This is a genomic window from Shewanella sp. SP1S2-4, from assembly GCF_031932075.1.
Classification (GTDB): Bacteria; Pseudomonadota; Gammaproteobacteria; order Enterobacterales; family Shewanellaceae; genus Shewanella; species Shewanella baltica.
Window position 1 is genome coordinate 73,223 of record NZ_JAUOET010000004.1, and the last position, 26,346, is coordinate 99,568.

General features: G+C 44.8%; 17 protein-coding genes. 6 read left to right on the forward strand and 11 right to left on the reverse strand.

Annotation, left to right across the window (positions count from 1 at the left end; genetic code table 11):
* Positions 1–3: 3 nt before the first annotated feature.
* The 4 genes from pseG to pseB are packed head-to-tail and all read right to left on the reverse strand — an operon-like array spanning position 4 to position 4,478.
* A complete protein-coding gene (gene pseG, locus Q4Q52_RS06405; RefSeq protein ID WP_311990125.1) occupies positions 4–1,638 on the reverse strand; it encodes a UDP-2,4-diacetamido-2,4,6-trideoxy-beta-L-altropyranose hydrolase in 1,635 nt (544 codons plus the stop codon).
* Position 1,639: 1 nt separating this feature from the next.
* Positions 1,640–2,338, reverse strand: a complete 699-nt coding sequence (pseF, locus tag Q4Q52_RS06410) for a pseudaminic acid cytidylyltransferase (protein ID WP_311890038.1) — start codon at positions 2,336–2,338, stop codon at positions 1,640–1,642.
* Complete coding sequence (gene pseC / locus Q4Q52_RS06415; RefSeq protein ID WP_311990126.1) at positions 2,338–3,483, reverse strand: UDP-4-amino-4,6-dideoxy-N-acetyl-beta-L-altrosamine transaminase; 1,146 nt, start codon at positions 3,481–3,483, stop codon at positions 2,338–2,340. The genes pseF and pseC overlap by 1 nt, the downstream gene beginning before the upstream one ends.
* Entirely contained in the window at positions 3,483–4,478 is a 996-nt protein-coding gene (gene pseB / locus Q4Q52_RS06420; RefSeq protein WP_311990127.1) for a UDP-N-acetylglucosamine 4,6-dehydratase (inverting), read from the reverse strand. The genes pseC and pseB overlap by 1 nt, the downstream gene beginning before the upstream one ends.
* A gap of 540 nt (positions 4,479–5,018) precedes the next feature.
* Here pseB and Q4Q52_RS06425 point away from each other — a divergent pair.
* The 3 genes from Q4Q52_RS06425 to Q4Q52_RS06435 all read left to right on the forward strand — a co-directional run bounded on the left by Q4Q52_RS06425 (position 5,019) and on the right by Q4Q52_RS06435 (position 8,946).
* Positions 5,019–7,520 (forward strand): 6-hydroxymethylpterin diphosphokinase MptE-like protein, encoded by a 2,502-nt coding sequence (locus Q4Q52_RS06425; RefSeq protein WP_311990128.1) that lies wholly within the window; start codon positions 5,019–5,021, stop codon positions 7,518–7,520.
* Between the two features lie 82 nt (positions 7,521–7,602).
* Positions 7,603–8,082, forward strand: coding sequence for a DUF2947 domain-containing protein (locus Q4Q52_RS06430; RefSeq protein WP_311990129.1), 480 nt, complete (start codon positions 7,603–7,605; stop codon positions 8,080–8,082).
* A 303-nt stretch (positions 8,083–8,385) separates the two neighbouring features.
* Positions 8,386–8,946, forward strand: coding sequence for a chalcone isomerase family protein (locus tag Q4Q52_RS06435; RefSeq protein WP_311990130.1), 561 nt, complete (start codon positions 8,386–8,388; stop codon positions 8,944–8,946).
* A gap of 12 nt (positions 8,947–8,958) precedes the next feature.
* On the opposite strand, the gene Q4Q52_RS06440 is transcribed toward Q4Q52_RS06435, so the two are convergent.
* Both Q4Q52_RS06440 and Q4Q52_RS06445 read right to left on the reverse strand, forming a co-directional pair.
* Complete coding sequence (locus Q4Q52_RS06440; protein WP_006082463.1) at positions 8,959–9,903, reverse strand: DUF6268 family outer membrane beta-barrel protein; 945 nt, start codon at positions 9,901–9,903, stop codon at positions 8,959–8,961.
* A gap of 123 nt (positions 9,904–10,026) precedes the next feature.
* Complete coding sequence (locus tag Q4Q52_RS06445; protein ID WP_006082464.1) at positions 10,027–10,653, reverse strand: TetR/AcrR family transcriptional regulator; 627 nt, start codon at positions 10,651–10,653, stop codon at positions 10,027–10,029.
* Between the two features lie 139 nt (positions 10,654–10,792).
* Between Q4Q52_RS06445 and Q4Q52_RS06450 the strand changes: the two genes are divergently transcribed.
* Together Q4Q52_RS06450 and Q4Q52_RS06455 are read left to right on the forward strand one after the other, a co-directional pair.
* Positions 10,793–11,899 carry an efflux RND transporter periplasmic adaptor subunit gene (locus Q4Q52_RS06450; protein WP_311990131.1) on the forward strand — a complete coding sequence of 369 codons (1,107 nt, stop codon included), beginning with the start codon at positions 10,793–10,795 and terminating at the stop codon, positions 11,897–11,899.
* A 2-nt stretch (positions 11,900–11,901) separates the two neighbouring features.
* Positions 11,902–14,970, forward strand: coding sequence for an efflux RND transporter permease subunit (locus Q4Q52_RS06455; protein WP_311990132.1), 3,069 nt, complete (start codon positions 11,902–11,904; stop codon positions 14,968–14,970).
* Here the strand turns inward: Q4Q52_RS06455 and Q4Q52_RS06460 are convergent.
* Entirely contained in the window at positions 14,967–15,212 is a 246-nt protein-coding gene (locus Q4Q52_RS06460) for a YdcH family protein (protein WP_311990133.1), read from the reverse strand. The genes Q4Q52_RS06455 and Q4Q52_RS06460 overlap by 4 nt on opposite strands.
* 259 nt (positions 15,213–15,471) lie before the next feature.
* Between Q4Q52_RS06460 and Q4Q52_RS06465 the strand changes: the two genes are divergently transcribed.
* Complete coding sequence (locus Q4Q52_RS06465; protein ID WP_311990134.1) at positions 15,472–17,475, forward strand: methyl-accepting chemotaxis protein; 2,004 nt, start codon at positions 15,472–15,474, stop codon at positions 17,473–17,475.
* A 652-nt stretch (positions 17,476–18,127) separates the two neighbouring features.
* On the opposite strand, the gene cydX is transcribed toward Q4Q52_RS06465, so the two are convergent.
* The 4 genes from cydX to purL all read right to left on the reverse strand — a co-directional run bounded on the left by cydX (position 18,128) and on the right by purL (position 26,129).
* Positions 18,128–18,244, reverse strand: a complete 117-nt coding sequence (gene cydX / locus Q4Q52_RS06470; RefSeq protein WP_006082469.1) for a cytochrome bd-I oxidase subunit CydX — start codon at positions 18,242–18,244, stop codon at positions 18,128–18,130.
* A 19-nt stretch (positions 18,245–18,263) separates the two neighbouring features.
* Positions 18,264–19,403 carry a cytochrome d ubiquinol oxidase subunit II gene (cydB, locus tag Q4Q52_RS06475; RefSeq protein ID WP_106651105.1) on the reverse strand — a complete coding sequence of 380 codons (1,140 nt, stop codon included), beginning with the start codon at positions 19,401–19,403 and terminating at the stop codon, positions 18,264–18,266.
* A gap of 15 nt (positions 19,404–19,418) precedes the next feature.
* Entirely contained in the window at positions 19,419–20,975 is a 1,557-nt protein-coding gene (locus tag Q4Q52_RS06480) for a cytochrome ubiquinol oxidase subunit I (protein ID WP_106651106.1), read from the reverse strand.
* 1,272 nt (positions 20,976–22,247) lie between these two features.
* Positions 22,248–26,129, reverse strand: a complete 3,882-nt coding sequence (purL, locus tag Q4Q52_RS06485) for a phosphoribosylformylglycinamidine synthase (RefSeq protein WP_311990195.1) — start codon at positions 26,127–26,129, stop codon at positions 22,248–22,250.
* Positions 26,130–26,346 lie beyond the last annotated feature (217 nt).

Here is a 26,346-nt window from a genome sequence, read left to right on the forward strand (position 1 = left end):
CGATCATTTTGCCACCACCTGTATATTGTGTAGCTGCGGATCTGGCTTAGTCGTCCGAGTTACAAAGAAAAACTGACTATAATGTGCATCAGCAAATACCGTGCCAATGGCTGAAGCATAGGGATGAATTTCGTCTATTGTCTCAAAGCCAAGATAATCATTCATCAGCTTCACATACTTGTTCTCACGATGAATAACCGCAATCCAAGGAATACCAGAATATTTTTTATCACAATGAGTTAACTGCCAATTAAGTGCAAGTAGCGCATCTTGGAATCCCGTGTCATCGTCACAAACAAACCAACCGCCAATTAAAAAATGCAGTTGTGCAACTTGTCTCACTTGATGCCAAATATACAAGCAAGCTTGTCCGTTTTTTGACAGTAAATAAGACTCACGTTGTGTGTTGAACCACCATGCATAGTGCGCTAAACGCGGAATGGGCTGCACATTAATCATATTTTGCGCATTAGCTACTAAGTTACGGCTATCAAGGTAATGATTAATATCTCGATCGCTAACAGGACGTAAACTATGATGTTTCGAGAGGATCAACTCAACACACGGTGCAGAATGTTTCACTTTCTCCTCAGGTGTTAATTCGCCCATCATGGCTTTGACGACTCTTTGGACCCCTAGCCCATCTAAATGAAATCGAGATGAATTAAGCAAACCTTGGACTCGGCCATTATGCCTTATAACCGCATCCACAAATTCAGGAAGACAAGCAACATCTTGCTCACTCCATTGGTCAAGATGGAAGAAGTGGCCGATATCTTCTAACTGATCTATTGGCGTGACTTGGTTCTCTGACGTTGAAAAGGTCAATGCTGGTTTATTGAGCGCAAGCAATTGATATAAAATTCCGCCTGCTGCACCTATATATAAATCGCACGCCTTTAGGTAAGGGTACAATTCTTTAATACCAATGAGCGGCTCAACCCAAGGAGTGTCCGCACATTCAGTGATAAAAGTAAGAGGGTCATCAAACAGAGGCCCAAGGATAACCTGAATCTTTATCTGATTTCGTTTCGCTAACGGTTCTAAATTCTCTATTAACTTGCGAATAGTAACAATATCTCCGCCACCACCAAGACCTACTAAGAGAGTATAAGGCAGTTCTGCAGGCTGCGAATGTATAACGGCTTGTTGATAATGTTCAGATAACAGCACAAACTCTGGGCCAAGTAAGGCCATACAGTGTGAAGGTAATTTACCTTGGTAAAAAAGAGACGTATTGTCCCCACGCCAACGTACATCTAACAAGATGTCGCACTCATGGGGGCGACAAAGATCATCAATAGACAATACTTGATAGCCATGTGCTTTAATCAATAACTCCCATTCTCGACCCAAATAATAGTCATCCACGACAACCCAGTCTGCGTAAAAATTATTCGCCACGCTCAGAAATAACACAGCATCATGTGACTCATCTGGGCAAGTTGGCGATACTAAATTGAGTGAAATATAATCGAGTCCTTCAACAAATGCAGATAACTCCTGCTCGACCGCTCCCAATACCAAAAGGCATTTATGACCTTGTTGAATCAATTCTCTTGCAAGCACGGCACAACGGACTAAGTGACCAATCCCGATCCCCTGCCCAGCATTGACTCTAAAAACGATCCTCTTCATCTTAGGCACTTTGCTTGAGCATCACTTGATATAGTGCCTCGGCTCTTACCCAATCGTCTGGAGTGTCAATATCTTGAACTTGGTGGCGAGGTAATGGATATGGTATAGAATCACTCGAAAACATCCCCTTACTCTCCAAGAAGCCTTCTGTCGTGCCCCAATAGAACTGACCGGCATCATGGTAAGCTTTTTCAAGATCTTGAGAGCGAGTATTAAAATACTCAGGTTGAAACATCTCAACATCTCCGTTAGTCGTTATTTTAAAGGCACGTTGAATTGAAGAGGGAAATTCTGCTACGCCAAAGCAAAACTTTTTATGCTTGTTTTGCTTTAATATCGCATATGCGTCTTTTAATATTTCCGCTCGAATAAAGGGGGCCGTGGCATACATAACGCAAGCAAACGAAGGCTTAGAGTGAGACTCTATTAACCAGTTAAGCGCATGCGTCACCACCACACCTGTCGTCGCAAAATCATCGGCTAATGCTAAGGGACGGACAAAGGGAACTTCAGCACCATATTGTAGTGCAACAGCGGCAATTTCATCATCGTCAGTTGATACTATAACACGATCGAAACAACCGCTAATTAATGCAGCTTCAATTGTATAAGCAATAATGGGTTTGCCATTAAATGCCTTAATATTTTTTCTCGGTATACGTTTACTGCCACCACGGGCGGGAATTATTGCTATGTTCACTACAATAATCCTTTTAATGTTTCAGTAATAAAAACTAACTGTTCGTCACTAAGATCGGGATAAAGCGGCAAGGTTAAGCAATGGCGATAAAAGTGCTCAGCTTGAGGGAAATCATGCTCAGCAAAACCTAGATTTAAATAATACGGTTGTAAATGCACAGGGAAATAATGAACATGCACACAAATACCTGCCGCTCTCATCGCATCAAAAACCACTTTACGGGCGATATTCTCAGGCAATAAAATCATCATAAGATGGTAAGCACTAAGTGTATTATCTAACGGAGAGACAAATTCAACCCCAGTGTCTTTCAATAGAAAATGATATTGAAGAGCTAATTGATTACGTTTAGCTACAAACTCATCTAGACGTGTAATTTGGCTGTTTCCTAACGCAGCTTGTAAGTCAGTCATACGATAATTGAAGCCCAAAAAATGCTGTTCATAGTACCAATCCCCTTCATCAGGTCTTAGCATCATCTCTTTATCCCGTGTCACTCCGTGGCTGCGATAAAAAACCATCGCCTTGGCAAGTTCTGCACAATTAGTTGTAGCGACACCACCTTCAGCAGTAGTGATAATTTTAACAGGATGAAAACTAAATACCGTAATGTCGCTATACTGACACTGACCAATATATTGATCCTGATATTGCCCACCTATAGCATGTGAGGCATCTTCGATAACCCTTACACCATACTGCTTTGCAAGCGCTCCTATTACATCCATATTACAGCTATGGCCGCATAAATGAACGGGTATGATGACCTTAGGAAGACAACCTTGTTTTTGTGCTTCTTGCAGTTTGTTAGAGAGAGCAATTGCACACATGTTACCCGTGAGGGGATCAACATCAACAAAATCAACCTTCGCACCACAATAGAGAGCACAATTAGCTGATGCTACAAAAGTGATAGGAGAAGTCCAAACTATATCTTGTTGTAAAACACCCAGAGATAAACAAGCCACATGTAACATAGAGGTCGCACTGTTACCCGCTACGGCATACTCTGCCCTAGTTACAGTTGCAACTGCCGACTCGAACATGGGCACTTGGGGACCTTGGGTCAGATAGTCAGAAGTCAAAACAGTCGTAACTGCATCAATGTCTGTTTGACTTATTGATTGATGTCCATAAGGAATCATTATGCTTCCTCATCGAGTAACTTTATTTGCTCAATAGATAAGAAATGAGGATTATTACCCGAATGATACTCAAATCCTTGTTCGACTAAGGTGCCTGTTTCACCTAACATATTAGTAGAATAGTTATTATTCTTACCAAAAAATGAAATGCTCGGTGTAATAACAAAATGGTCATCGAACTCAAGTGTATGATGCGAATCATCCCCAAGACACATAATTTCATGCATTTTCTCACCTGGGCGTATACCTACAATTTCACGCTTTAATCCTGCACCATAGGCATCAGCTAAGTCAGTGATGCGAACAGACGGAATTTTAGGGACAAAAATCTCACCACCTTGCATCCGGGAAAAATTCTTAAGCACAAAGTCCACCCCATCTTGCAAGGTAATCCAAAAGCGAGTCATATCGGGATGAGTGATAGGTAAAGAAACGGCACCGTTATTCACTAATGATTTGAAAAAAGGTACTACTGAACCACGAGAACCAACAACATTACCGTATCGCACCACTGAAAACCGGGTATTACCTTCACCCACAATATTATTTCCAGCAACAAACAATTTGTCAGAAGCCAACTTAGTCGCTCCATATAAATTGATCGGATTCGCAGCTTTATCTGTTGATAATGCAATAACCCGCCTGACTTTATTCGCGATTGCTGCTTTGATCACATTCTCAGCACCATGAATGTTGGTTTTAATACACTCCAGAGGATTGTACTCGGCGGCAGGTACTTGTTTTAACGCAGCGGCATGAATCACGTAATCAACATCTTTCAACGCTTGGACAAGTCTATCAGCATCACGTACATCACCGATGAAATAACGCATACAAGACGCGTTATAAACTTGCTGCATTTCGTATTGTTTTAGCTCATCACGTGAAAAAATAATCAACCGTTTTGGTTTATATTTCGCCAATATCATTTTGGTATATTTTTGACCAAAAGAACCTGTTCCACCTGTTATGAGAATCGATTTATTGTCAAACATATACGCTCCGAATGATCACTGTAGTGCCAACACTATCTGACTAGGTATATCACAACCTACTAAGGTTGAAACATTAGTTATAAAGCAAAAAACATACCAAAAATCACTGACGGTAAGGCCAAAACGATGATTCCCATAGGTAAAAACATGAAAGCTACTAAACCACAACCATGCATAAATTTATATAATTTTAGTAACTTAATTTGAATTGTCGACCGTTTTTAGAATTTTTACGACAATCTATTCCAAACTGTGGTTTTAATCATCAATATGACTACAGTAAAAGTCTAATCCAGAGCAATTTGACTTATTTCCCCTAAATTAGCAAAACCATCAAAAGCAAAAAACGAGCGTTTTTTATACAAACTTTGATATTAAGTCCCAGAGATACAATAACTATTTGTGAGGCAATCGTGCTAAAGTTTACAAAATCAATTTGATTTCATTATGTTATCAGCATGAAAATATGCGAAAATTGTCCACACATATTCAGTGTTTGCCAAAAATTTGACTCTAACGAGATAACAAGGTGCACAACAGATGATGACAGTAAACGAACCCATTCTCTCCGCTGTTTTCTCGGTTAGTCAATTCAATGAGTACTATCTACCGAGCATTAATCGCAACACCTTTGAGCAATGCGACTCGAAAACGCTATTTAATAATAGGTATAAGGCCGAGTTTTCCCATAAAGATACCCTACACATAGTCATAGGTCTGGATTCTGGTTTACTTGCTAACTATGTCATGGAGCTAGCTATTCCCGATGGCAGTAAATTTATTTTTGTAGACTTTAATGCAGTACTGAACTTACTAACAATTGAAGTCCCAGACGAACTATCTGAATCAATTGAAATATGTTCGCCAGAGATGTTTGATGCATTATTAAAAGAAACTCGTAATAATATTTTTATTGCTAAAGATCAATTTAAAGTTCATCGTTCAATTGCAGTTTCAGGGAACTACATTGATGAATATGCACAATTAAATTATTTAGTTGAAAAAAAAATAGAACACGAGCACTTCGAAAGCAATATCGGATTTTCCCAGAAAATATTTATTAAAAAGCAACTAATTAATTTAAGTGAAACTCTTCAGCCCGCATCCATACTAAAACAAAAATTCATGGGTAAAACCTGCATAGTTTTAGGCGGAGGCCCTTCTTTAGATGAGCATATCGACTGGATAAAAAGTCATCGAGAACAGTTAGTTATTTTCGCTGTATCGAGAGTAGCGTATAAACTGACTATTGCAGGGATTCCTGTAGACATCATAGTTTCGGTCGACCCCCAAGATCATGCGTTGACAGTAAATAAAGAAATGATGGCCTTGTACGAAAACAGTCTATTTATTTGCTCATATCATGTTAGTCCCCTATTACTCGGACAGTGGGCTGGCAGCGTGCTATACACTGGTCCACGAATACCTTGGGATTCTCGAGATAGCGATAATATTTTGCCAAAAGGCCCTACCGTAACTAATGCCGCTGTGCAAATTGCCGAAGAAATGGGATTTGAACAAATATTACTTTGTGGCTCTGATTTTTGTCATTCTCAGTCTGGTGCAACCCATGCAAAGAATACATTCGGTGCAGATATTGGCCCTAATTTAGGAGTCATGTTCGAGTGGGTAGAAACCTATTCAGGTGAAATGGCAGAAACTCCAATACAACTCCTTCAAGCCATGCAATCTTTACAAGAAGAAGTGATTTGTTACCATGCAAAGTGTATCAATTTATCAGCAAACGCTGCAAGAATTGAGGGTATACAACAGCTTTCACCAGAACAACTGGTGCTAGCAACAATTACACCTGAAGATAGAGCTATACTTCAACCAAGTAAGCACAAACTATCTATCGAACAAAGACGTAAGCTATTAGCAAATACCCTAACTGATCTCTCTTTAACCTCAAACACTTTTAATGCCTTAATAAAATTGCTCAAAAAGGCCCTGCATTATTCAAATATCATGCTAAAAATAGAGGGTACCACACACACCGTTGTTGAACTACACAGAAAAATAGACAAGATTGAAAAAACACTCAATCGAAAATACCACCATTTTGGAAGCTTAATTAAATTTTACGGCTACTACGAATTCTCACATTTCCTATCGACAAAACAGAGCGAACATTGGTCACAATTAGATCTCAGTACAAATAATAACATTTACTATAAGGCATATTTAAACATAGCCACTGAACTTAGCGTCTTAATCAATGATGCCGCATCCAGAGTGGAAATAAGATTAGCTGAACTCACTGTGCCAACAGATATACCGGCGATTGCTAGACAGTGGCGGCAGGATAATCAACTAGGCCGAGCATTAATTTGGAAACAAAACTATATGCCCGACCATCAGAAGTTGAATGATGCAGATATAGCTCTACTCGATGAGATTGAACAGGAATACTTACAGTATCTTAGCCAAAATAATCACAGTACCAGTGTAAAAGAGGCTACTGTCAATAATGTGGAAGATGCATTTAAAAAACTGGCTATCTTAATGCAAAATCAGCACTTACTTGGGATCAGTAAAATGATTCAATACATCAGTCCATTTATCAAAAATAACCCAGAGTTAACCCGTTTATATTATTTAGCCTCGAGTTACCAATTTTTACTTCTGCACGAAGAGTCCGCAGCACTAGAGTCTATACTTAATATCTCAGAAGAGTATCGTACGGAAACTGAACTAAAACAAATTATATTACTCTCTCTGAAGCTCAAGGATATTACGCTGGCTGAAAACACTTATAGTAAAATTATTGTATTTAGTGACGATTACTTACCTCACTATGCTCAGATACTTAAGCTTCAAGGTAAGTACCAACAAGCGTTAGACTATTATCTAAACTATTTAGAAAAATACCCAACTGATATTCCGGTGCTTCTCAAATTTGGGCTTTTTTGGAAGGATATAGGCCAACCCGAACAAGCCGTGAGCGTATTAACAGAAATATTAACATTAGATCCGAACAACTTTGCAGCACAAACACATTTACAACAGCTCTACGGTAATTTAGAACTGAAGTCAAATTGACAAATTATGTAAGCTTAAGATCCACAAATCCGCTAACCTTAGGTATAATTGGGCATAATTAACTATGTAATAAAGAGCTAATGTGGCCAACACTTATATCCCGCTAGATCAATACCGCCGTAAGTGGATTTTCAACCACAAGGACTTGCCTGTCACTGACGAGGACAAGGCGCATATCCTGCCGTTAACAGATAAAAGTGCGATGGAAATCTGGAACCAATGGATTAGCAACAAGAGTAGTCGTGCGGAACAATTCACTAAGGGAGATTGGGCGGCGAAGGCTGATGCTTGGGTGGAAACAGATCATTGGCAGAGTGCTTGGGATAGTGAAGAGAGCAGTTTACCCGCCATGTTAGCCGAGTTTATACAATGGCCAGATGAGACAACCGTCTATTTTTGCTATGAAAAATATCAGATTATTGAAACTCGTTGGGATGTGTTCGTCCGTAATTGGAAGTGTTTTCTCTTCTTCGACGACGGTCCAATTTTGATCTCACCAAAACATAAACAAGCGGTGATGTTCGAACAGAGTGGTCAGTACAAGCTAGGCACTCGCGGATAATTTTCACGCAGAAAGTGTAACGTTGATGATTTGCCGCCGATAGTTTTACGCCAATACCGTTACGTCAATACTTTTACGCGATAAGTCATCTTGTTGGCATGCTCATACTTAATGACGAGTATGTCATATTTAACCATTTTCGAATGATGCTTTGGCACAATTAGCCTATCTCTCCCCTCTTCTTTAGATTAACATCCATTTTCGGTGCCGAGTATTTGAGAAGTTGGGGTCAACTTTCTGCTGTAAATACTCATAAAGCTTTACTTAAAACCCAATAATTAAAATAGAAAAATGAGGTGTATTATGAAGTTACTCTCCACTCTTACCCTAGCAAGCGCGCTGTTATTACCCCACACATTAATAGCCAAAGAAGTATCAGGTGTGCAAGTCGCCGATACTGTGACGTTAGATAGCCAAGCATTACAGCTCAATGGCGCGGGCGTTCGCAGTAAGTTCTTTATGGATTTATATGTGGGCAGTCTGTATTTGCCAGCAGCCTTGAGTAGCACAGCAGCGGTTATCGATGCTCCGATTGCGGCAATCCGCCTTAATATTACCTCTGGCATGATCACCTCAGAAAAAATGCGCGATGCGATCACTGAAGGTTTTGAGCACGCGACCGCAGAAAACACCGCCGATATTCAACCGCAAATCGATGCCTTTATGGCGCTGTTTAACGAAGAAATTAAAGAAGGTGACCAATTTACCTTAGTCGCCAATAAAGCCCGCGGCGTGACGGCCTATAAAAATGGTCAGGAACAAGCCACCATCGAAGGTGAAATGTTCCGTCAAGCACTGTTAAAAATTTGGCTAGGTGACAAGCCTGCCCAGAAAAGCCTCAAAGAGGCCATGCTAGGCAAATAACTGACATTAACGTTAGAATTTGAATTCGATATCCAAGGCCGCAGCGCCTTGGCTATCCATTTCAAGTGCGGCTTGGTCGGTCACTTCTAACTCACCATCAAAGTAATAACCGGCGTAAAGATTCACTGTTAATGCTGGGGTTGCTTGCCAACCGCCACGTAAATAACTCACCCATTCGTTCGTTTCTACCACAGTGTCATCATCTTCGATAAGGAATCGCTCAGTACGACGCGAACTACCAAAGCCGACATTCCAATCGGAATTAAATCGATAACTCAGCTCTAATCCTGCAGGACCACTAAAACCAGCTTGGAAAGGATTGGCGAGTGCCCAATGTTCATCTATCTGCCAGCGCATGGCGAGATATGGTACTGTGCGAACTTCATCGATATCATTAAGATACGCGACGCCAAAGCCAATCATATTCCCCGAATCAAATGCATACATGGCAGACGCCACAATACCGTAACTCTGGGCTTCGCTGGCCGATGCAGTGTCGGCGTAGGCATATTGGATCTGCGGCGCTAAAAAGAAGGTCCAATGTTTATCCATGCGATAATTTAACGACACTCCGGCACGGTAACGATTGATATGATCCCAATTCTGCCCGTCGGTACCAAAAAGCGGTGCGACATTGTTAGCACCAGTGAGCGTGATATTGCGCCAATCATAATCCAGCCTGTCGTAACCCACACGAAAGCCCAAAGACCATTGCTGATTTAACGGAACATTCATCCCTGCACTCAGTAATAAACTGTCCCTTTGTAGCTCAGTATTACCATTGGCAACCTCGGCACTCTGGGTGCTGATCTGCGCGACACTTAATCTAAAAGGCTTATATTCCTGCGAAGGTTTATCCGCTGCAATAGCAGCACAGCTCATTAACGGCAACAGTAATACAGCGCTTTTCAGCAGGCGCAGTTTTGCGCTCGATGGTGAGAGTTCTCGATTAGCCACGTCAGCTCCTTGCATTTAAAATGATTAACAGATTTTTTGCGCATAATACGCGCTATCAAGCTAAAAGGTTCATGCTTTCAATATTGAGATACAAAATGATACTTTTATATTGTGCAAGTTTTATTAAACCCGATGCGCCTTCAGGAACATGTCTGCACAACCCAAAATATACTCATTTCTATCGCCAACGAGTTCATCGGCCGCCAAGCCCAATTCTAATTTGAGTTTTAGCTCACCAAACAACATTAAACATAAACGCACCGCACTATGGTGCGCATTACCGAAGCGATATTGCCCTAGGGCCTCTACTGTCACTAAATAATCCGCCAATAATCCCACTATATGTTTCGGGCCCGCGTCGAAGAACAACTGCGACACTTCAGGATGGCTTTCGGATTGCGCCACACAGGCTTTGAATACCGTAATAGCTTCAGGGCTGACAATCATCTCTCCAAATTGCAGGGCAAACTGAGTCAATGCCGATTCAGGCTTAGTGGGATCGCTTAACAAATCATCATTAAGATTATGGCCGACACACTTAGATTCGATTGCCGCAACAAATAATTCATCTTTGCTGCCGTAATGGGAATAGACGGTTTGTTTAGACACGCCCGCAAGCTTGGCAACCTCATCCATACTGGTATGGGGAAACCCTTGACGACAAAATAAATCAATAGCAGCCACAAGCACTTGCTGACGTTTTTGTTCGCTACGGCTCAGAGGTAACTGCATCTCAGAGGAATGCGTCATATCGACTCTCGAATAGATAGACATAATAAATTGGCATTAGTTAAGCACAAAATAGACTAGACAGTCTAGTTCCGCGCAACTAGACTAGCAAGTCTAGTTACATAGCATTAACGTTTAACTTACAGCGGAAGCACTTAAAATGGATCGAACTGCCCGACGTTCTTGGCGCACTATTAGCGTCTGCGTGTTTGCTTTAGTCACATTATCCGCCTGTCAAAAGGAAGTTACTGAACACGCCACGACAACCGTACTGCCCACAGTCACGAGCCAAGCGTTGATCCTGACCCCAAGCTATCAGCACGAGCAGACCTTCACGGGGACTATCCGTGCGGGCAACACAACTGGCGTCGGCTTTGAACTGGCTGGTAAGTTAAACGAACTACAGGCCGATTCCGGCATCAAAGTGAAGCAAGGCCAAATACTGGCAATCCTCGATACCCGACTACTCGAAGCCGAGCGTCAAGAGATCCAAGCGAGTCTGGCGCAAACCCAAGCCGATGTTGATCTGGCCACCAGCACTCTAAAACGTAATCAAGAATTGAAAAAATCGGGTTATGTCTCTGAGCAGCTATTAGATGAAAACCGCTCACAATTAAATAGCTTAGCCGCGGCGAAAAACCGCCTACTTGCCTCACAGCATGCCAATCAACTTAAGCTCGATAAATCCATCTTAGTGGCGCCTTTCGACGGCACCATCAGCCAAAAACTGCATAACTTAGGCGAAGTGGTTGCCGCGGGTAGCCCCATTTTCACCTTAGTGGGCAATATCAATCCTGAAGCCTACATTGGCGTACCTGTCGCGTTAGCGGAGCAGTTTCACGTCGGACAGCAAGTACAAGTCAGCGTGCAAGACCAAACCTTTACCGCCGAAATTGCCGGTATCAGCGCCGAAGTGAATCCCATCAGTCGCACCCTACAACTTAGGATCAGCCTGCCCCAAGATGCCCGTGTGATTAACGGTGAAATTGCGTATCTGCATCAACAGCAGCAAATTGAGCAAGCTGGGTATTGGGTGCCAATTTCAGCGCTGACGGATGGCATTCGCGGATTATGGAATCTGTATGTCATCGCAAATGATGAACAGCAATCCATCATAGAGCGTCGAGATGTGGAAATTCTCTACACAACCCAAGACATGGCCTACATTCAAGGCGCGATTCAGCCCAATGAAATCTATGTCAGCCAAGGACTCCATAAGCTGGTCGTAGGCCAAGCTGTGTCTCCCATTGCCGCAGCCACGAGGTAGTTATGATTAAAGCCTTTGTTGAAAACGGCCGCTTAGTCAGCCTCGTTATTGCACTATTACTGGTCGCGGGCTTTGGCGCTATCTCGAGTCTGCCGCGTACTGAAGATCCACACATAACCAACCGTTTCGCCTCTGTGATCACCCCGTACCCAGGGGCCTCAGCTGAACGGGTCGAAGCCTTAGTCACGGAAGTGCTCGAAAATCAGCTCAGACGCTTAGAAGAAATCAAGCTGATCCAATCGACCTCTCGCCCGGGGATTTCAGTCATACAGTTAGAATTAAAAGACACAGTCATGGAGACAGATCCCGTGTGGTCTCGGGCGCGGGATTTATTAGCCGATGCGAAAATCAATCTGCCCGAGGGCATACCATCCCCGACACTCGATGATCAAATTGGTTATGCCTATACCGCCATTTTAAGCTTAGTGTGGAATAGCAATACGCCCGTTCGAGTCGATATGCTCAACCGCTACGCGAAGGAATTACAGAGCAGGCTCAGGCTGTTATCGGGCACGGATTTTGTCAAACTCTACGGCGCACCGACCGAAGAAATGCTAGTGCAGCTCGATGGCAACAAGATGAGCCAGTTACAACTCACTCCCGCTTCCATCGCCCATATTCTCAGCGGCGCCGACAGTAAAATTGCCGCGGGTGAAATCAACAATCGTGAGTTTCGCGCCTTAGTCGAAGTCTCGGGCGAACTCGACTCATTAACACGCATTCGCCAAGTGCCACTCAAAATTGATAACCAAGGCCAAATTATTCGCCTTGGGGATATTGCCCTTGTCACTCGCCAAGCCAAAACGCCCGCGGATAGCATAGCGTTAGTCGATGGTGAACAAGGCGTTTTTGTCGCCGCGCGCATGCTTAACAATAGCCGTGTCGATCTCTGGCAAGCACAAGTGAATAGCGTCGTCGATGAACTTAATCGCGAAGTGCCCGCCAATATCCAGATCCAATGGCTATTCGAGCAAAACAGTTACACCAGCGATCGCCTTGGCGGACTCGTGGTAAACCTGCTGCAAGGGTTTGTGATCATCTTGCTGGTATTGCTACTCACCCTAGGACTAAGAAACGCCATCATAGTGGCGATTTCATTACCCCTCACGGCACTGTTTACCTTGGCCTGCATGAAATATATCGGCCTGCCCATACATCAAATGTCGGTGACAGGACTCGTCGTCGCCCTTGGGATCATGGTGGATAATGCGATTGTGATTGTTGATGCTATATCACAACGACGCCAACAAGGCATGAGCCGCCTCGCCGCAGTGAGCGAAACCATACACCACCTTTGGCTGCCCTTAGCGGGTTCAACAATTACCACGATTTTAGCCTTTGCGCCCATAGTGCTGATGCCCGGCGCCGCTGGGGAGTTTGTCGGTGGCATTGCCATGTCAGTAATGTTTGCGCTGCTGGGCTCTTACCTGATTTCCCACACGATAATTGCGGGACTCGCGGGACGATTTAGCCATGAAGGCAAACATGATGTCTGGTATCAACACGGAATAAATCTCCCGCTTGTGAGCCAATATTTTCAAACCAGCCTCAGAATCGCCCTTAAGCGCCCTATTCTCAGTGCGCTGCTTATCGGCATTACGCCAGTATTAGGTTTTTACGCCTCGGGCAAAATGACAGAGCAATTCTTTCCGCCATCGGACAGGGACATGTTCCAAATTGAAGTCTATCTTGCGCCCCATGTGAGTTTAGACAACAGCTTGAATCAAGTGCAGCTCATGGATAAAAAACTCCATGCCGTCAATGGGATCACCCAAGTCGATTGGGTGGTGGGCGGCAATACGCCCTCATTTTATTACAACCTGACACAGCGCCAACAGGGCGCGACTAACTATGCACAGGCCATGGTGAAAGTGACCGACTTTGAACGTGCCAATGAGCTGATCCCCGAATTACAACAGCAGTTCGACAGTGCTTTCTCCGAAGCACAAGTGCTAGTTCGCAAACTCGAGCAAGGTCCGCCCTTTAATGCGCCGGTAGAGTTGATGATCTTCGGTCCGAATCTCGATACGTTACGGACGCTGGGCGATGAAGTCCGCAATATCCTTGCGCAAACGCCGGATGTGCTCCATACCCGAGCCACTTTAAGTGCCGGTGCGCCTAAGCTGTGGCTGCAAGTGAATGAAGATGCCAGCTTAATGAGTGGTTTAAGTCTGACGGATATTGCCAAGCAGATCCAAATGTCGACCACGGGCGTTATCGGGGGCAGCGTGCTTGAGCAAACGGAGTCATTACCCGTTCGAGTGCGACTCGGTGATGGCAGTCGCGAACAAGTCACCCGCCTTTCAGAAATTCAATTAGTGACACCTTCGGGTGAGTCGGTCGCGCTCTCTGCCCTCGCCTACAACGAAGTGCAAGTGAGTCGCGGCGCCATTCCAAGACGTAACGGCCAAAGGGTGAATACCATAGAAGCCTATATTGTCAGTGGTGTATTACCCGCCCAAGTGCTGAACGATGTCAAAGATAAAGTGGCACAACTCGCGCTGCCATCGGGATATCGCATTGAAATCGGCGGTGAAAGCGCGAAACGTAACGAAGCGGTCGGCAATTTACTGTCCAATGTGATGTTAGTCGTCACCTTGCTATTGGCCACTGTGGTGTTGTCGTTCAACTCCTTTAGGCTCACGGCGATTATTCTATTGAGCGCGATACAATCGGCAGGGCTTGGCCTATTAGCCGTGTTTGTGTTCGGCTATCCCTTTGGATTCCCTGTCATCATAGGGTTGCTAGGCTTAATGGGACTGGCCATTAACGCCGCCATAGTGATCTTGGCTGAACTTGAGGATATGCCAAGTGCCAGACTCGGCGATATGGAAACCATAGTCTCAACCGTCAGCAGTTGTGGCCGCCATATCAGCTCAACAACCATCACCACAGTGGGCGGGTTTATCCCGCTTATCATTGCTGGCGGCGGATTTTGGCCTCCCTTTGCCATTGCTATCGCGGGCGGCACGCTGCTGACGACTTTGCTCTCTCTGGTTTGGGTACCGACTATGTATCTACTGTTGATGAAAACCCGTATGGCGAACAATCAGTCCGCCATTCCAGCTTAAATCGCATCGTGGACTAGGTATTGATACAGTTTATCTTTGAGGTTTAACCGCTCTAATTTTAACGCTAAAAAGTGCTCATCGGCGGTGGGCACTTTAGTTAACTCCAGTGCCCTAATTTTATTGTCGAGCTCATGGTAACGACTGGCCATAGTCGCAAAGGCGCTATTATTGACTTTTAGATGCATAATTTGATCGACAAAATCAGGAAACTCATAAACTAACGCATGATTCTCACCTAGCATATACACTTCCCCTATAATGGTTCTGACACTATGAACTCCATTCACCTTAAGCAGCTTAGTCCATGCCATCACAATACGGCCAGTTAGCAGGACTTTTTATCTGCCGACATGTCTGTGGAATGAATCCATTAACTCAAGTCTAAAACTGGTAAAATATCAAAGAATTGACTATACAATTGCTTAAATACTAGACCCATATCAAGACCATGGAGTGAGACTTAGGCTACATTGATGTAACCGTTACCTATAGGATCGTACGATGAATTATAAAAATTGGCCTATTGCAAAACAAATAGGTGCCCTCGCGTTTATTCTCACACTCACCATTTTCGGCATACTCAGTACCGTTTCCTACAAAGCCGCTTCAAATGTATTAGAAGATAAAGGCATGAGTGCCATGAAGTCCGAAATGCGAGCCGTTTCAGACATGTTAGAACTGCAATACGATAGCCTTTTGCAGCTTGCAAGGCGCAACGCCGATGTGTTTAAGGAAATGTATCCAGGGCAATTTAGTAAACCAAATAAAACCGTCAATGTGATGGGAGTCAGCTCCCCCGCCCTCATGCACGAACAAGAACAAATTAACTCCTCAAAAAGTAAAGTCGATCGTTTTGCTAACCTGACAGGCGGCACGGCAACGGTATTCGTGCGTGATGGCGATGATTTTATGCGGGTGTCGACCTCACTCAAAAAAGCCGATGGTAGCCGTGCACTAGGCACCTTCCTCGGCAAAACGCATCCAGGCTATAAAGCGCTGATCAGCGGCCAAGAATACGAAGGCTACGCCAAACTCTTCGGCAAAGACTATATGACAGTCTATCGCCCAGTAAAGGACGTCCAAGGCCAAGTCATTGGTATCTTATATATTGGCTTTGACATCACCAGCTCGTTAAAACAATTAAAAGATGCAGTAAACAGACTCACCCTAGAAGAAAGCGGCCGTTTTCTGTTAGTGCGTAAAGCGGACAATGTACTAGTCGCGCATCCTCAGTTTAATGCTGGCGACGTTATCACCGAGAGTATGCTCGATGGGTTAAGTGTGGCTGAGGCCACGAAAGATGATTCTGAGTACAGTTATAGCAATAGTAAAAATGAGCCTATGTTTGCCTATAGCCAAACCGTAACCGGCTGGAATTGGATGTTGGTAGGCCAAGTTAAGGCAAGTGAACTCAATGAAGAAAGTATGCAGTTACTCACTATCAACGCTATCGTTGCCCTCACAGGGATTGCGCTGATCACAGCACTGCTTTCAGTAGTATTAATCCGTGCACTTAAACCGTTACATGCCCTACAAGTGCATATGGAAAGGCTAGGGAGTGGCGATTTTAGTCATCACTTAGCGCCATCGGAACCACAGAGTCAAAACGAAGTTGATCGCATCACCACCAGCGTATCGACCATGTCCTCAGAGTTAAGGCAGTTGATCATTGCCCTGCAGGATTCGGTGATGAGTTTAGAGCAGCAGGCTTCTAAGGCACAAAGTATCGCCAAACAGAATGGCGAAGAAGCTCAGGCCTTAATGCTACAAACGGATCAAATTGCTACTGCCATTGAAGAAATGTCGACCTCTATCCGTGATGTGGCGAATCATGCCCAAGACGGCGCAGTTCAGAGTCAACAAGTTGATGCCGCGGCGAAAGAAGGCCAAGATCAACAAGTTAAAGTAGTGCAAGATTTACTCAAGCTCAGTGAACAGCTCAGTAACAGTCATCAGTCGGTTGAAAAAGTCAGTCACGAAAGTGAAGCCATCAGTAAAGTCACCGAAGTGATTAACAGCATTGCCGAGCAGACAAACTTACTGGCACTCAATGCGGCGATTGAAGCGGCGCGCGCAGGCGATCAAGGTCGAGGCTTTGCGGTCGTTGCCGATGAGGTGAGAACCTTAGCCCAGCGCACCCAATCATCCATTTTAGAAATTGGCCAAACGATTGGAAAGCTACAAACCCAAGTGAAAAGCACCACAGAGCAAATGGGTCAGAGTCATCAATTAGGTATGGAATCCGCAGCACAGGGCGAAGCAACCGGCGAGCAGCTAAAGGAAATCACCCGCCGGATTGGCGAACTCGCCATTAGTTCACGTAATATCGCCTCGGCAACTGAACAGCAAAGCAGTGTTGCAGAGGAAATCACCCACAATTTGCATCAGATCAGTGAACTAGCAAATGAGGGCGAGCACCGTGCCACTGAAACGGTGCATTCAGCCAATGAACTGTCTTCCTTAGCCGCGGCTTTAAAACGCCAAATAAGCCAGTTTAAGGCCTAATTAGACTAGCGCGACGGGTTCAATTAGCTCGACTCACTCAAATGTCTAATAAGTTGTTTATCAAATGCCACCCACACTGGGTGGCATTTTTTATGGCCGCGATTCCAACAGTTTTGGGGCATCATTCAAGAAAGCGACTTGAGGAGACAGTTATTGAGGATAGCTTTTTTAGAAGAGCGACTTAAAGGAATAAGGGAGTAAATATTTTAGATAATACGGAGCAACGCCTGTATCTATCGCCATCAAAAAGCGATGAAGTGATAAAGTCTAAATGGGTGAATCCCTTTTAATAAGGAGTCTTCAGAGTTCGTCACTTGGTGACGTGTCTTTAATGGAATGCTTCACTTATTCATGCTGCCCCATTCAGCCTCAGTAATAACTGCACTTAGGCATTCAGCCCTGATAATCCACACTCTTTATCACAACCTCTCAATCTTAGACGCCACATATGTCAGGCATCACACTCACGACAAAACGGATATCAGGCGCATCTGCTGCGATTGCATCAGCACACTGCTACCTTTTATGGAGTTAGATATGCTGGCTAATAGGATAGTTCTGCTGCAACACAGGCTAAACCTTGCCTCACCCAGCAAATAAATCCCAATAAAAAACCCCGCTAGTGCGAGGTTTTTTAAATCGAGTTTAGACGTTACTCGGCATCATCTGCCGATCTGTCCATGTTCTCAGTATTCTCAAGCCACAGGGCATTGATAATCCCGAAAGAACAGGCCAACAAAACCCCTAATATCCACGTAAAATACCACATAGCAGATGCTCCTTAATGCCTAATAGAGTGAGGCTTTGTTATCTTCAATATGTTTACGACCGATACGGCCAAACATTTTGAAATAAGTCCAAACAGTGTAGCTCAATACTATAGGGACGAAAATCGCAGCGGCAGCAGTCATCACCCCTAAGGTAGTTTTACTGGCTGTTGCATCCCACATAGTCAAACTGACGTTAGGGTCTAATGATGATGGCATAACGAATGGGAACATAGCTGCACCGCACGTCAAAATCACCATAGCGACAGTCAGCGAACTGAATAGGAACGCAAAACCTGAACGGTTAAAGCGGCTCACCAGAATCACTAACAGCGGCAATAGCACACCTAAGAAAGGGAACAACATAGTGATGGGGTATTTGTCATAGTTGGCAAGCCAAGCACCCGCTTCAATCGCGACTGTTTTCATTGCTGGGTTAGACACCGCATTATGGTCAAGGACTGATGTCACGACATAACCATCAATACCATTGGCTAACCACACGCCTGCTGCTGCAAACAACACAGCCACTAATAGTGCGAAGAATTGCGTGGCTTTCGCAGCACGAACTCGCAGCTCGCTATCAGTCTTCATTTGTAGCCAAGAAGCGCCTTGCATCATAAACATGCTCACGCTCACAAGACCTGCCAGTAGACCGAAAGGATTCAACAGACCGAATAGACCACCGTGGTAAGTCGCACGTAGGAACTCATCGAATTCAAACGGTACGCCTTGTAACAAGTTGCCAAAGGCTACGCCTATGATCAGTGGAGGTACAAAACCGCCGGCAAACAAGGCCCAGTCCCACGACTTACGCCACTTTGGATTTTCAATTTTAGAACGGTAATCGAATCCGACTGGACGCATGTAAAGGGCAAACAGCACTAACATCATGGCGACATAGAAGCCAGAGAAAGACACTGCATACACCATAGGCCAAGCGGCAAATAACGCACCACCTGCTGTGATTAACCACACTTGGTTGCCGTCCCAATGGGGAGCAATAGTGTTGACCATGATACGGCGTTCAGTATCGTCTTTGCCTATGATTGGCAGTAACGCACCGACACCCATGTCAAAACCGTCAGTAACCGCAAATCCGATGAACAGTACGCCGATCAGAGCCCACCAGATAACTCTTAATATTTCATAATCAAACATAATGAAATCCTCTGCTTAGGCTTCTAGGTTCTCGAAATGATAACGACCAGTTTTTAAACTGCTCGGACCAATGCGGGCAAACTTAAACATCAAGAACATCTCAATCACCAGCAGCACAGTGTAGAACAGGGTGATAGAAAGGATACTGAACCATAAGTCGCCAGTCGTTAAACTCGATGCAGACATAAAGGTCGGTAGTACCTCAGAAATCGTCCAAGGTTGACGACCATACTCAGCCACAAACCAACCACACTCAATCGCGATCCAAGGTAATGGCAAGCTATAAAGTGCAGCTTTAAGTACCCATTTCTTCTCAGCGATTTGATGACGTGTGCTTTGCCAGAAAGCCGCAGCAAATACGAACAACATGATAAAGCCTAGACCCACCATCACACGGAAGCTCCAGAAAATCGGTGCTACGTTCGGGATAGAATCTTTAGCTGCTGCTTTAATTTGCTCTTCAGTGGCATCAACCACTTTGTCTGTGTAGCGTTTCAGTAAGAAACCATAGCCTAAGTCGACTTTTGCTTCTTCAAAGGCCGCACGCAGTTCAGGGGTTTCTTCACCCGCACGCAGCTTCACTAACATGGCATAAGCTTTCATACCGTTACGGATACGCACTTCATGCTCAGCAATCAAATCACGGATCCCCGTGACTTCTTCATCCAATGAACGTGTTGCCACAATGCCCATCGCATAAGGAATTTTGATCGCATAATCCGTGTGCATGGTTTCTTGATTTGGGAAACCAACTGCAGTAAAGGCCGCAGGAGCAGGTTCTGTGTGCCATTCAGCTTCAATTGCCGCTAACTTAACACGCTGTGCTTCACCGACTTTATAACCAGATTCATCACCTAAGACGATAACCGATAAAATCGCCGCCATACCAAAGCTTGCCGCAATCGCAAATGAGCGACGGGCAAAAGGTAAGTCACGTTTCTTGAGGATGTAATAAGCACTGATCGCCAGCACAAACATGGCACCCGCCACATAACCCGAAGCCACAGTGTGAACAAACTTCACCTGCGCAACAGGGTTAAACACCACTTCTGCGAAGCTGGTCATTTCCATGCGCATGGTTTCGTAGTTGAACACAGAACCCACAGGGTTTTGCATCCAACCGTTTGCCACTAAAATCCACAATGCCGACATGTTAGAGCCAAAGGCCACTAACCAAGTCACCACTAAATGTTGACGTTTAGTGAAACGATCCCAACCGAAGAAGAACATACCGACGAAGGTAGATTCGAGGAAGAAGGCCATTAAACCTTCAATAGCCAGAGGCGCACCAAAGATGTCCCCTACGTAATGCGAATAGTAAGACCAGTTAGTACCAAACTGGAATTCCATTGCCAAACCTGTGGTAACCCCCAAGGCAAAGTTAATACCAAATAACTTACCCCAGAACTTAGTCATATCTTTATAAATTTGTTTATCTGTCATCACATACAGTGATTCCATGATAGCCAGCAAAAATGCCAACCCCAAGGTCAAGGGAACAAACAGGAAGTGATACATGGCTGTCAGCGCAAACTGCAACCGCGATAGCTCAACAACCTCTTCAACAATCATCGGTGACTCCTTACTTGGTGCGTCCAATTGCTATGACAAAACCCGCGTCAATCACAGCAAGTGCCTTTGTAGGATAGTGAGTTTTCATTTTGTGTTTATATCTGAACATCAGTATAAACCGTTAAATTTAATCTTTTTCATTAGTTCGAAGCAGCAAGGGTTAAAAAGTACCAATATCCGTCGCATATTGAGACGCGAGTCACACTATCGCAAGTAACTGAGACCAACACCCTACCACTTAATCAATCAAATGATCTCATCGATATAAATATCAGATAGTTAAGATATTTATTCGCTTTCATTTGTGGCTATTTTATACCACCTCGCTTTGATGCAAATCAATCAAACTCAGTGGTTTAGGTGGGTTTTGCGGTGAGGCACACACTTCCCCATTGAGAGGGATTGACAACCACACAAAACAGGAGTAGTAAGCACGCATTAATTAGTGTAAACACCTACTTTTATTGATTAGCCACCACAAATCAGCTCCAGCTGCCAAAAAACTAACAAACAAATAATGTTGCAACAAATTAACTAAAAAAACATAAAAATATTTTCAGCGAAAATTAATTTAAAACCTTTAAAATCAATATATAAATACATACATAGAAATGAGAATATAAAAACAGCATCAAAATTCATTAGTTTTAATAATGAATAATTGTATTTTTTCTCGTTTGAGAAGCTAACCTGAGTTGTTTAATATATGTCCTGTGTTAAGGAGACAATTTGGTAGAACTGGTGTCGTAGCCCAGTCAATGCCAACTTCGCGCACATAGGTATTAACTTTTGGTGTGGAGATATCGATATGACTAAATTATTTGAACGTCTGGTTAACAGCTACAAGCGTGTTTTTGTTGAACTTTATACAGCTAATGAGCTGAAATAATCCCCAGAATTACTCGTGAAATTTATTGCCTTAATTTGAAGTTTTGTTAGCGCAAAACGAGCCCCACCTCTCTTTGAGAGTGGGGGCTTTTTCTATTCTAAAGCCACAAAATCTGCCTTCAACTCTAGAACCCCATAAAACCTCACTCTCAGTATCAAGTACGCAACATACCTATTAATAGGTATTTACCGTAAAAAGATGCTGTTTTATCACTTTGGTCCATTAGATTATTTGCAACAAGTGTTAATGATTTGAAATGCAAGATATTTCATAAAAGTGCATTTTAAATATAAAAAAAGGAGCGAAATTATCGCTCCTTTTTTACGATTAACTAAATCCACTTTTACCCATCAATACAGGTAAAAGCCGCTGAGTTTACTCGCTTAACCTAAGGTCACTCGCGCATTACGGAACATACGCATCCAAGGGCTATCTTCACCCCAAGCATCTGGATGCCAAGAGTTAGCGACCGTTCTGAACACACGTTCAGGATGCGGCATCATCAAAGTAACGCGTCCGTCAGTGGTACAAATGCCCGTTAGGCCATTTGGAGAACCGTTCGGGTTTTGTGGATACTGAGTCGCGATATCGCCCTTGCCATTGACAAAGCGCAGCGCAATTGTGCCTGACGCTTCGGCCATCGCCAACGCTTCTGGGCTGGCAAACTCAGCCAAACCTTCACCGTGTGATACGGCGATAGGCATACGCGAACCCGCCATACCTTGGAAGAATAACGACGGGCTCTGTTGCACTTCAACTAAGCTGAAACGCGCTTCGAAACGCTCTGAGCGGTTACGCACAAAACGCGGCCAATGTTCGCTTCCTGGAATAATTTCTTTCAGGTTTGACAGCATTTGGCAACCGTTACACACGCCAAGGGCAAAACTTGAGTCACGTTCGAAGAAACGCGAAAACTCATCGCGCGCACGCTCGTTAAACAGAATCGACTTAGCCCAACCTTCACCTGCGCCTAATACGTCACCATAAGAGAAGCCACCACAGGCCACAAGACCTTGGAAATCTTCTAGGCTAATACGGCCAGATAAAATGTCCGACATGTGCACGTCGCGGCTTTCAAATCCTGCGCGGTCAAAGGCAGCTGCCATTTCCACGTGGGAGTTAACGCCCTGCTCACGTAAAATCGCCATCTTAGGTGCAGCGCCTTTAAGAATATAAGGCGCGGCAACGTCAGTGCTTGGATCGAAGCTTAAGTTAACCGTTAAGCCCAAATCGGTTTCGTCTTGCTTAAGTTTGAACTCTTCCAGTGCACACGCTGGGTTATCACGCATGGCTTGCATACGATAAGTGGTTTCTGACCACAAGGTACGCAGCGCAACACGGGTATCACTGAAAATTTCACGCGTGCCATCGTTAATGGTGATGCGTTGATCGTCAGCTAACGTCCCAATAACATGGCAAGGTACGCCTGCGATAGCAAACTGAGCGGCAATTTTCGCAGCGTTGTCGCGACTTACTTGTAGCACAGCGCCGAGCTCTTCATTAAAGAGTCGCTCTAAATCCGTGCCCTGCAAGTCTTCTACATCTATGTCTAAGCCAGTATTACCGGCAAAGGCCATTTCCACTAAGGTGGTGAATAAACCACCGTCGCTTCGGTCGTGGTAAGCAATAACGGATTTCTTAGCCACTAGATTTTGCATGGTTTCAAAGAAACCGCGCAGCAGTGCAGCATCGTCAAGATCCGGCGCAATATCACCTAGCTCACCAAACACTTGGGCTAAACAAGAACCGCCTAAACGATTTTTGCCCGCACCTAAATCCACTAACAGTAAAGACGTTTCGCCCTTATCTGTGCGCAGCTCTGGCGTTACTGTATTGCGAATATCTTGCACCACACCAAAGGCAGTGATAACCAATGACATAGGCGATGTCACGGTTTTATCCGCGCCATCTTGCTGCCATGCGGTCTTCATCGACATAGAGTCTTTACCGACAGGAATGGTCAGACTCAGTTCTGGACACAGCTCTTCACCCACAGCCTTAACTGCTTCATAAAGACCCGCATCTTCGCCAGGGTGACCCGCGGCAGACATCCAGTTGGCAGAAAGCTTGATACGCTTAAATGAACCGATATCGGCACCGGCGATGTTCATGATGGATTCAGCCACCGCCATACGGGCAGAGGCGCCAAAATCAAGCAGTGCCAGCGGTGTACGCTCGCCCAGAGACATAGCTTCACCAGCGTAGGTATCAAAGCTTGCCGCTGTGACCGCGCAATCGGCCACAGGTACTTGCCATGGACCCACCATTTGGTCACGGTTAACTAAACCCGTAACAGTGCGGTCACCAATGGTGATAAGGAAGGTTTTATCCGCAACGGTAGGCAAGCTCAGTACGCGTTTAACCGCTTCTTTAACTTCAATATTATCTTGCGCTAACGCGGGTGATACCGCTTTAGCCGATACCACATCGCGGCTCATCTTAGGCGCTTTGCCTAATAAGACTTCAAGCGGTAAATCGATAGGATTATTATCGAAATGGCTGTCGCTAAGCGTTAAATGTTTCTCAGCTGTTGCTTCACCCACAACCGCAAACGGGGCACGCTCACGCTCACAAATTGCAGTAAATAGTGCGAGGTTTTCAGGGGCAACGGACATCACATAACGTTCTTGTGATTCGTTACACCAGATTTCCAGCGGGCTCATGCCAGGCTCATCTGAAGGCACGTTACGCAGATTGAATAAACCGCCGCGCTCGCCGTCATTCACAAGTTCAGGGAAAGCGTTCGACAAACCGCCCGCGCCCACATCGTGGATAAATTGGATAGGGTTTTTATCGCCAAGCTGCCAACAGCGGTCAATCACTTCCTGACAACGACGTTCCATTTCGGGGTTTTCACGTTGCACAGAAGCAAAATCTAAGTCTTCACTCGATTGACCCGATGCCATAGATGAAGCAGCGCCGCCGCCCAAACCAATGTTCATCGCAGGGCCACCCAGCACAATCAGCTTAGCGCCGACAGTGATTTCGCCCTTCTGTACATGCTCTTCGCGAATGTTACCTAAACCACCGGCTAACATAATTGGCTTGTGGTAACCACGGACTTCTACGCCGTTATGGCTGCTGACTTCCTGCTCGTAGGTACGGAAATAACCGACCAGCGCAGGACGACCAAACTCGTTGTTAAATGCCGCGCCGCCCAGTGGGCCTTCGGTCATAATGTCCAGCGCATTGACGATGCGCTCTGGCTTGCCATAGTTACCTTCCCATGGCTGAACAAAACCCGGGATTTTTAAATTGGATACGCTAAAGCCCGTTAAACCGGCTTTAGGTTTAGAACCGCGGCCCGTTGCGCCTTCATCACGGATTTCACCACCTGAACCGGTTGCAGCGCCAGGATAGGGGCTGATGGCGGTTGGATGGTTGTGGGTTTCCACTTTCATCAGGATGTGCATCGGTTCAGTGTGGTAGTTGTACACCCCATCTGGATCGGGGAAGAAACGACCGGCAACCGAGCCTTCCATCACAGCGGCGTTATCTTTGTAGGCAGATAACACGTGATCAGGCGTGGATTCAAAGGTGTTCTTGATCATTTTGAACAATGACTTAGGCTGAACTTCACCGTCAATGGTCCAATCTGCGTTAAAAATCTTATGACGACAATGCTCAGAGTTCGCCTGAGCAAACATCATCAATTCGATGTCATGGGGATTACGGCCTAAACGGACGAAGTTTTCGACTAAATAGTCGATTTCATCTTCGGCTAAGGCAAGGCCCAATGCTGTGTTAGCCACTTCAAGTGCGCGGCGACCTTCCCCAAGAATATTGACGCTTTTAAACGGCGCAGGCTCAGTGCGTTTGAATAACACATCGGCTTTGGCAAAATCATCAAGCATGATTTCAACCATGCGATCGTGCAACAGCGCATTTAAGGCTTGTTGCTGCGCTACTGTCAGTGCATCTGACTCGACATAATACGCAACGCCTCGCTCCAAACGCTTCACTTTACCAAGGCCACAATTGTGTGCGATGTCAGTGGCTTTTGAAGACCAAGGAGAAATAGTACCGGGGCGAGGAGTGACAAACAGGAGTGAACCTTGGGGGATATGAGCTTCTATCGCAGGTCCATAGGTGAGAATTTTTTCAAGTTGCTGGCGTTCATTTGTATCGAGCAACTCGCTCAAATCCGCTAAATGGACATACTCAGCATAGATTTGGCGTACCGGAAGCGCAGCGTTTTCGCAGGCCTCCATCAGCTTTTGCACCCTAAACGTCGAGAGTGCAGGGGCTCCGCGGATGATCTCCATCACGTCTATTCACCTTATTATTTATTATTGCAGGGGTCAGAGGTGGCGCTATTATAAGGAAATGTCTGCCACAAATCACCTGTGACCTTACGCAAAACAGTGTTTCCTGTGATATAAAAAACACGACCATTTTAAGTCGCCATTTTCCCCCACGAATGATTTTTTTACGTTATCGCAGACAAACGGATATAATCCCACCAATGTCGGCCAGTTCACC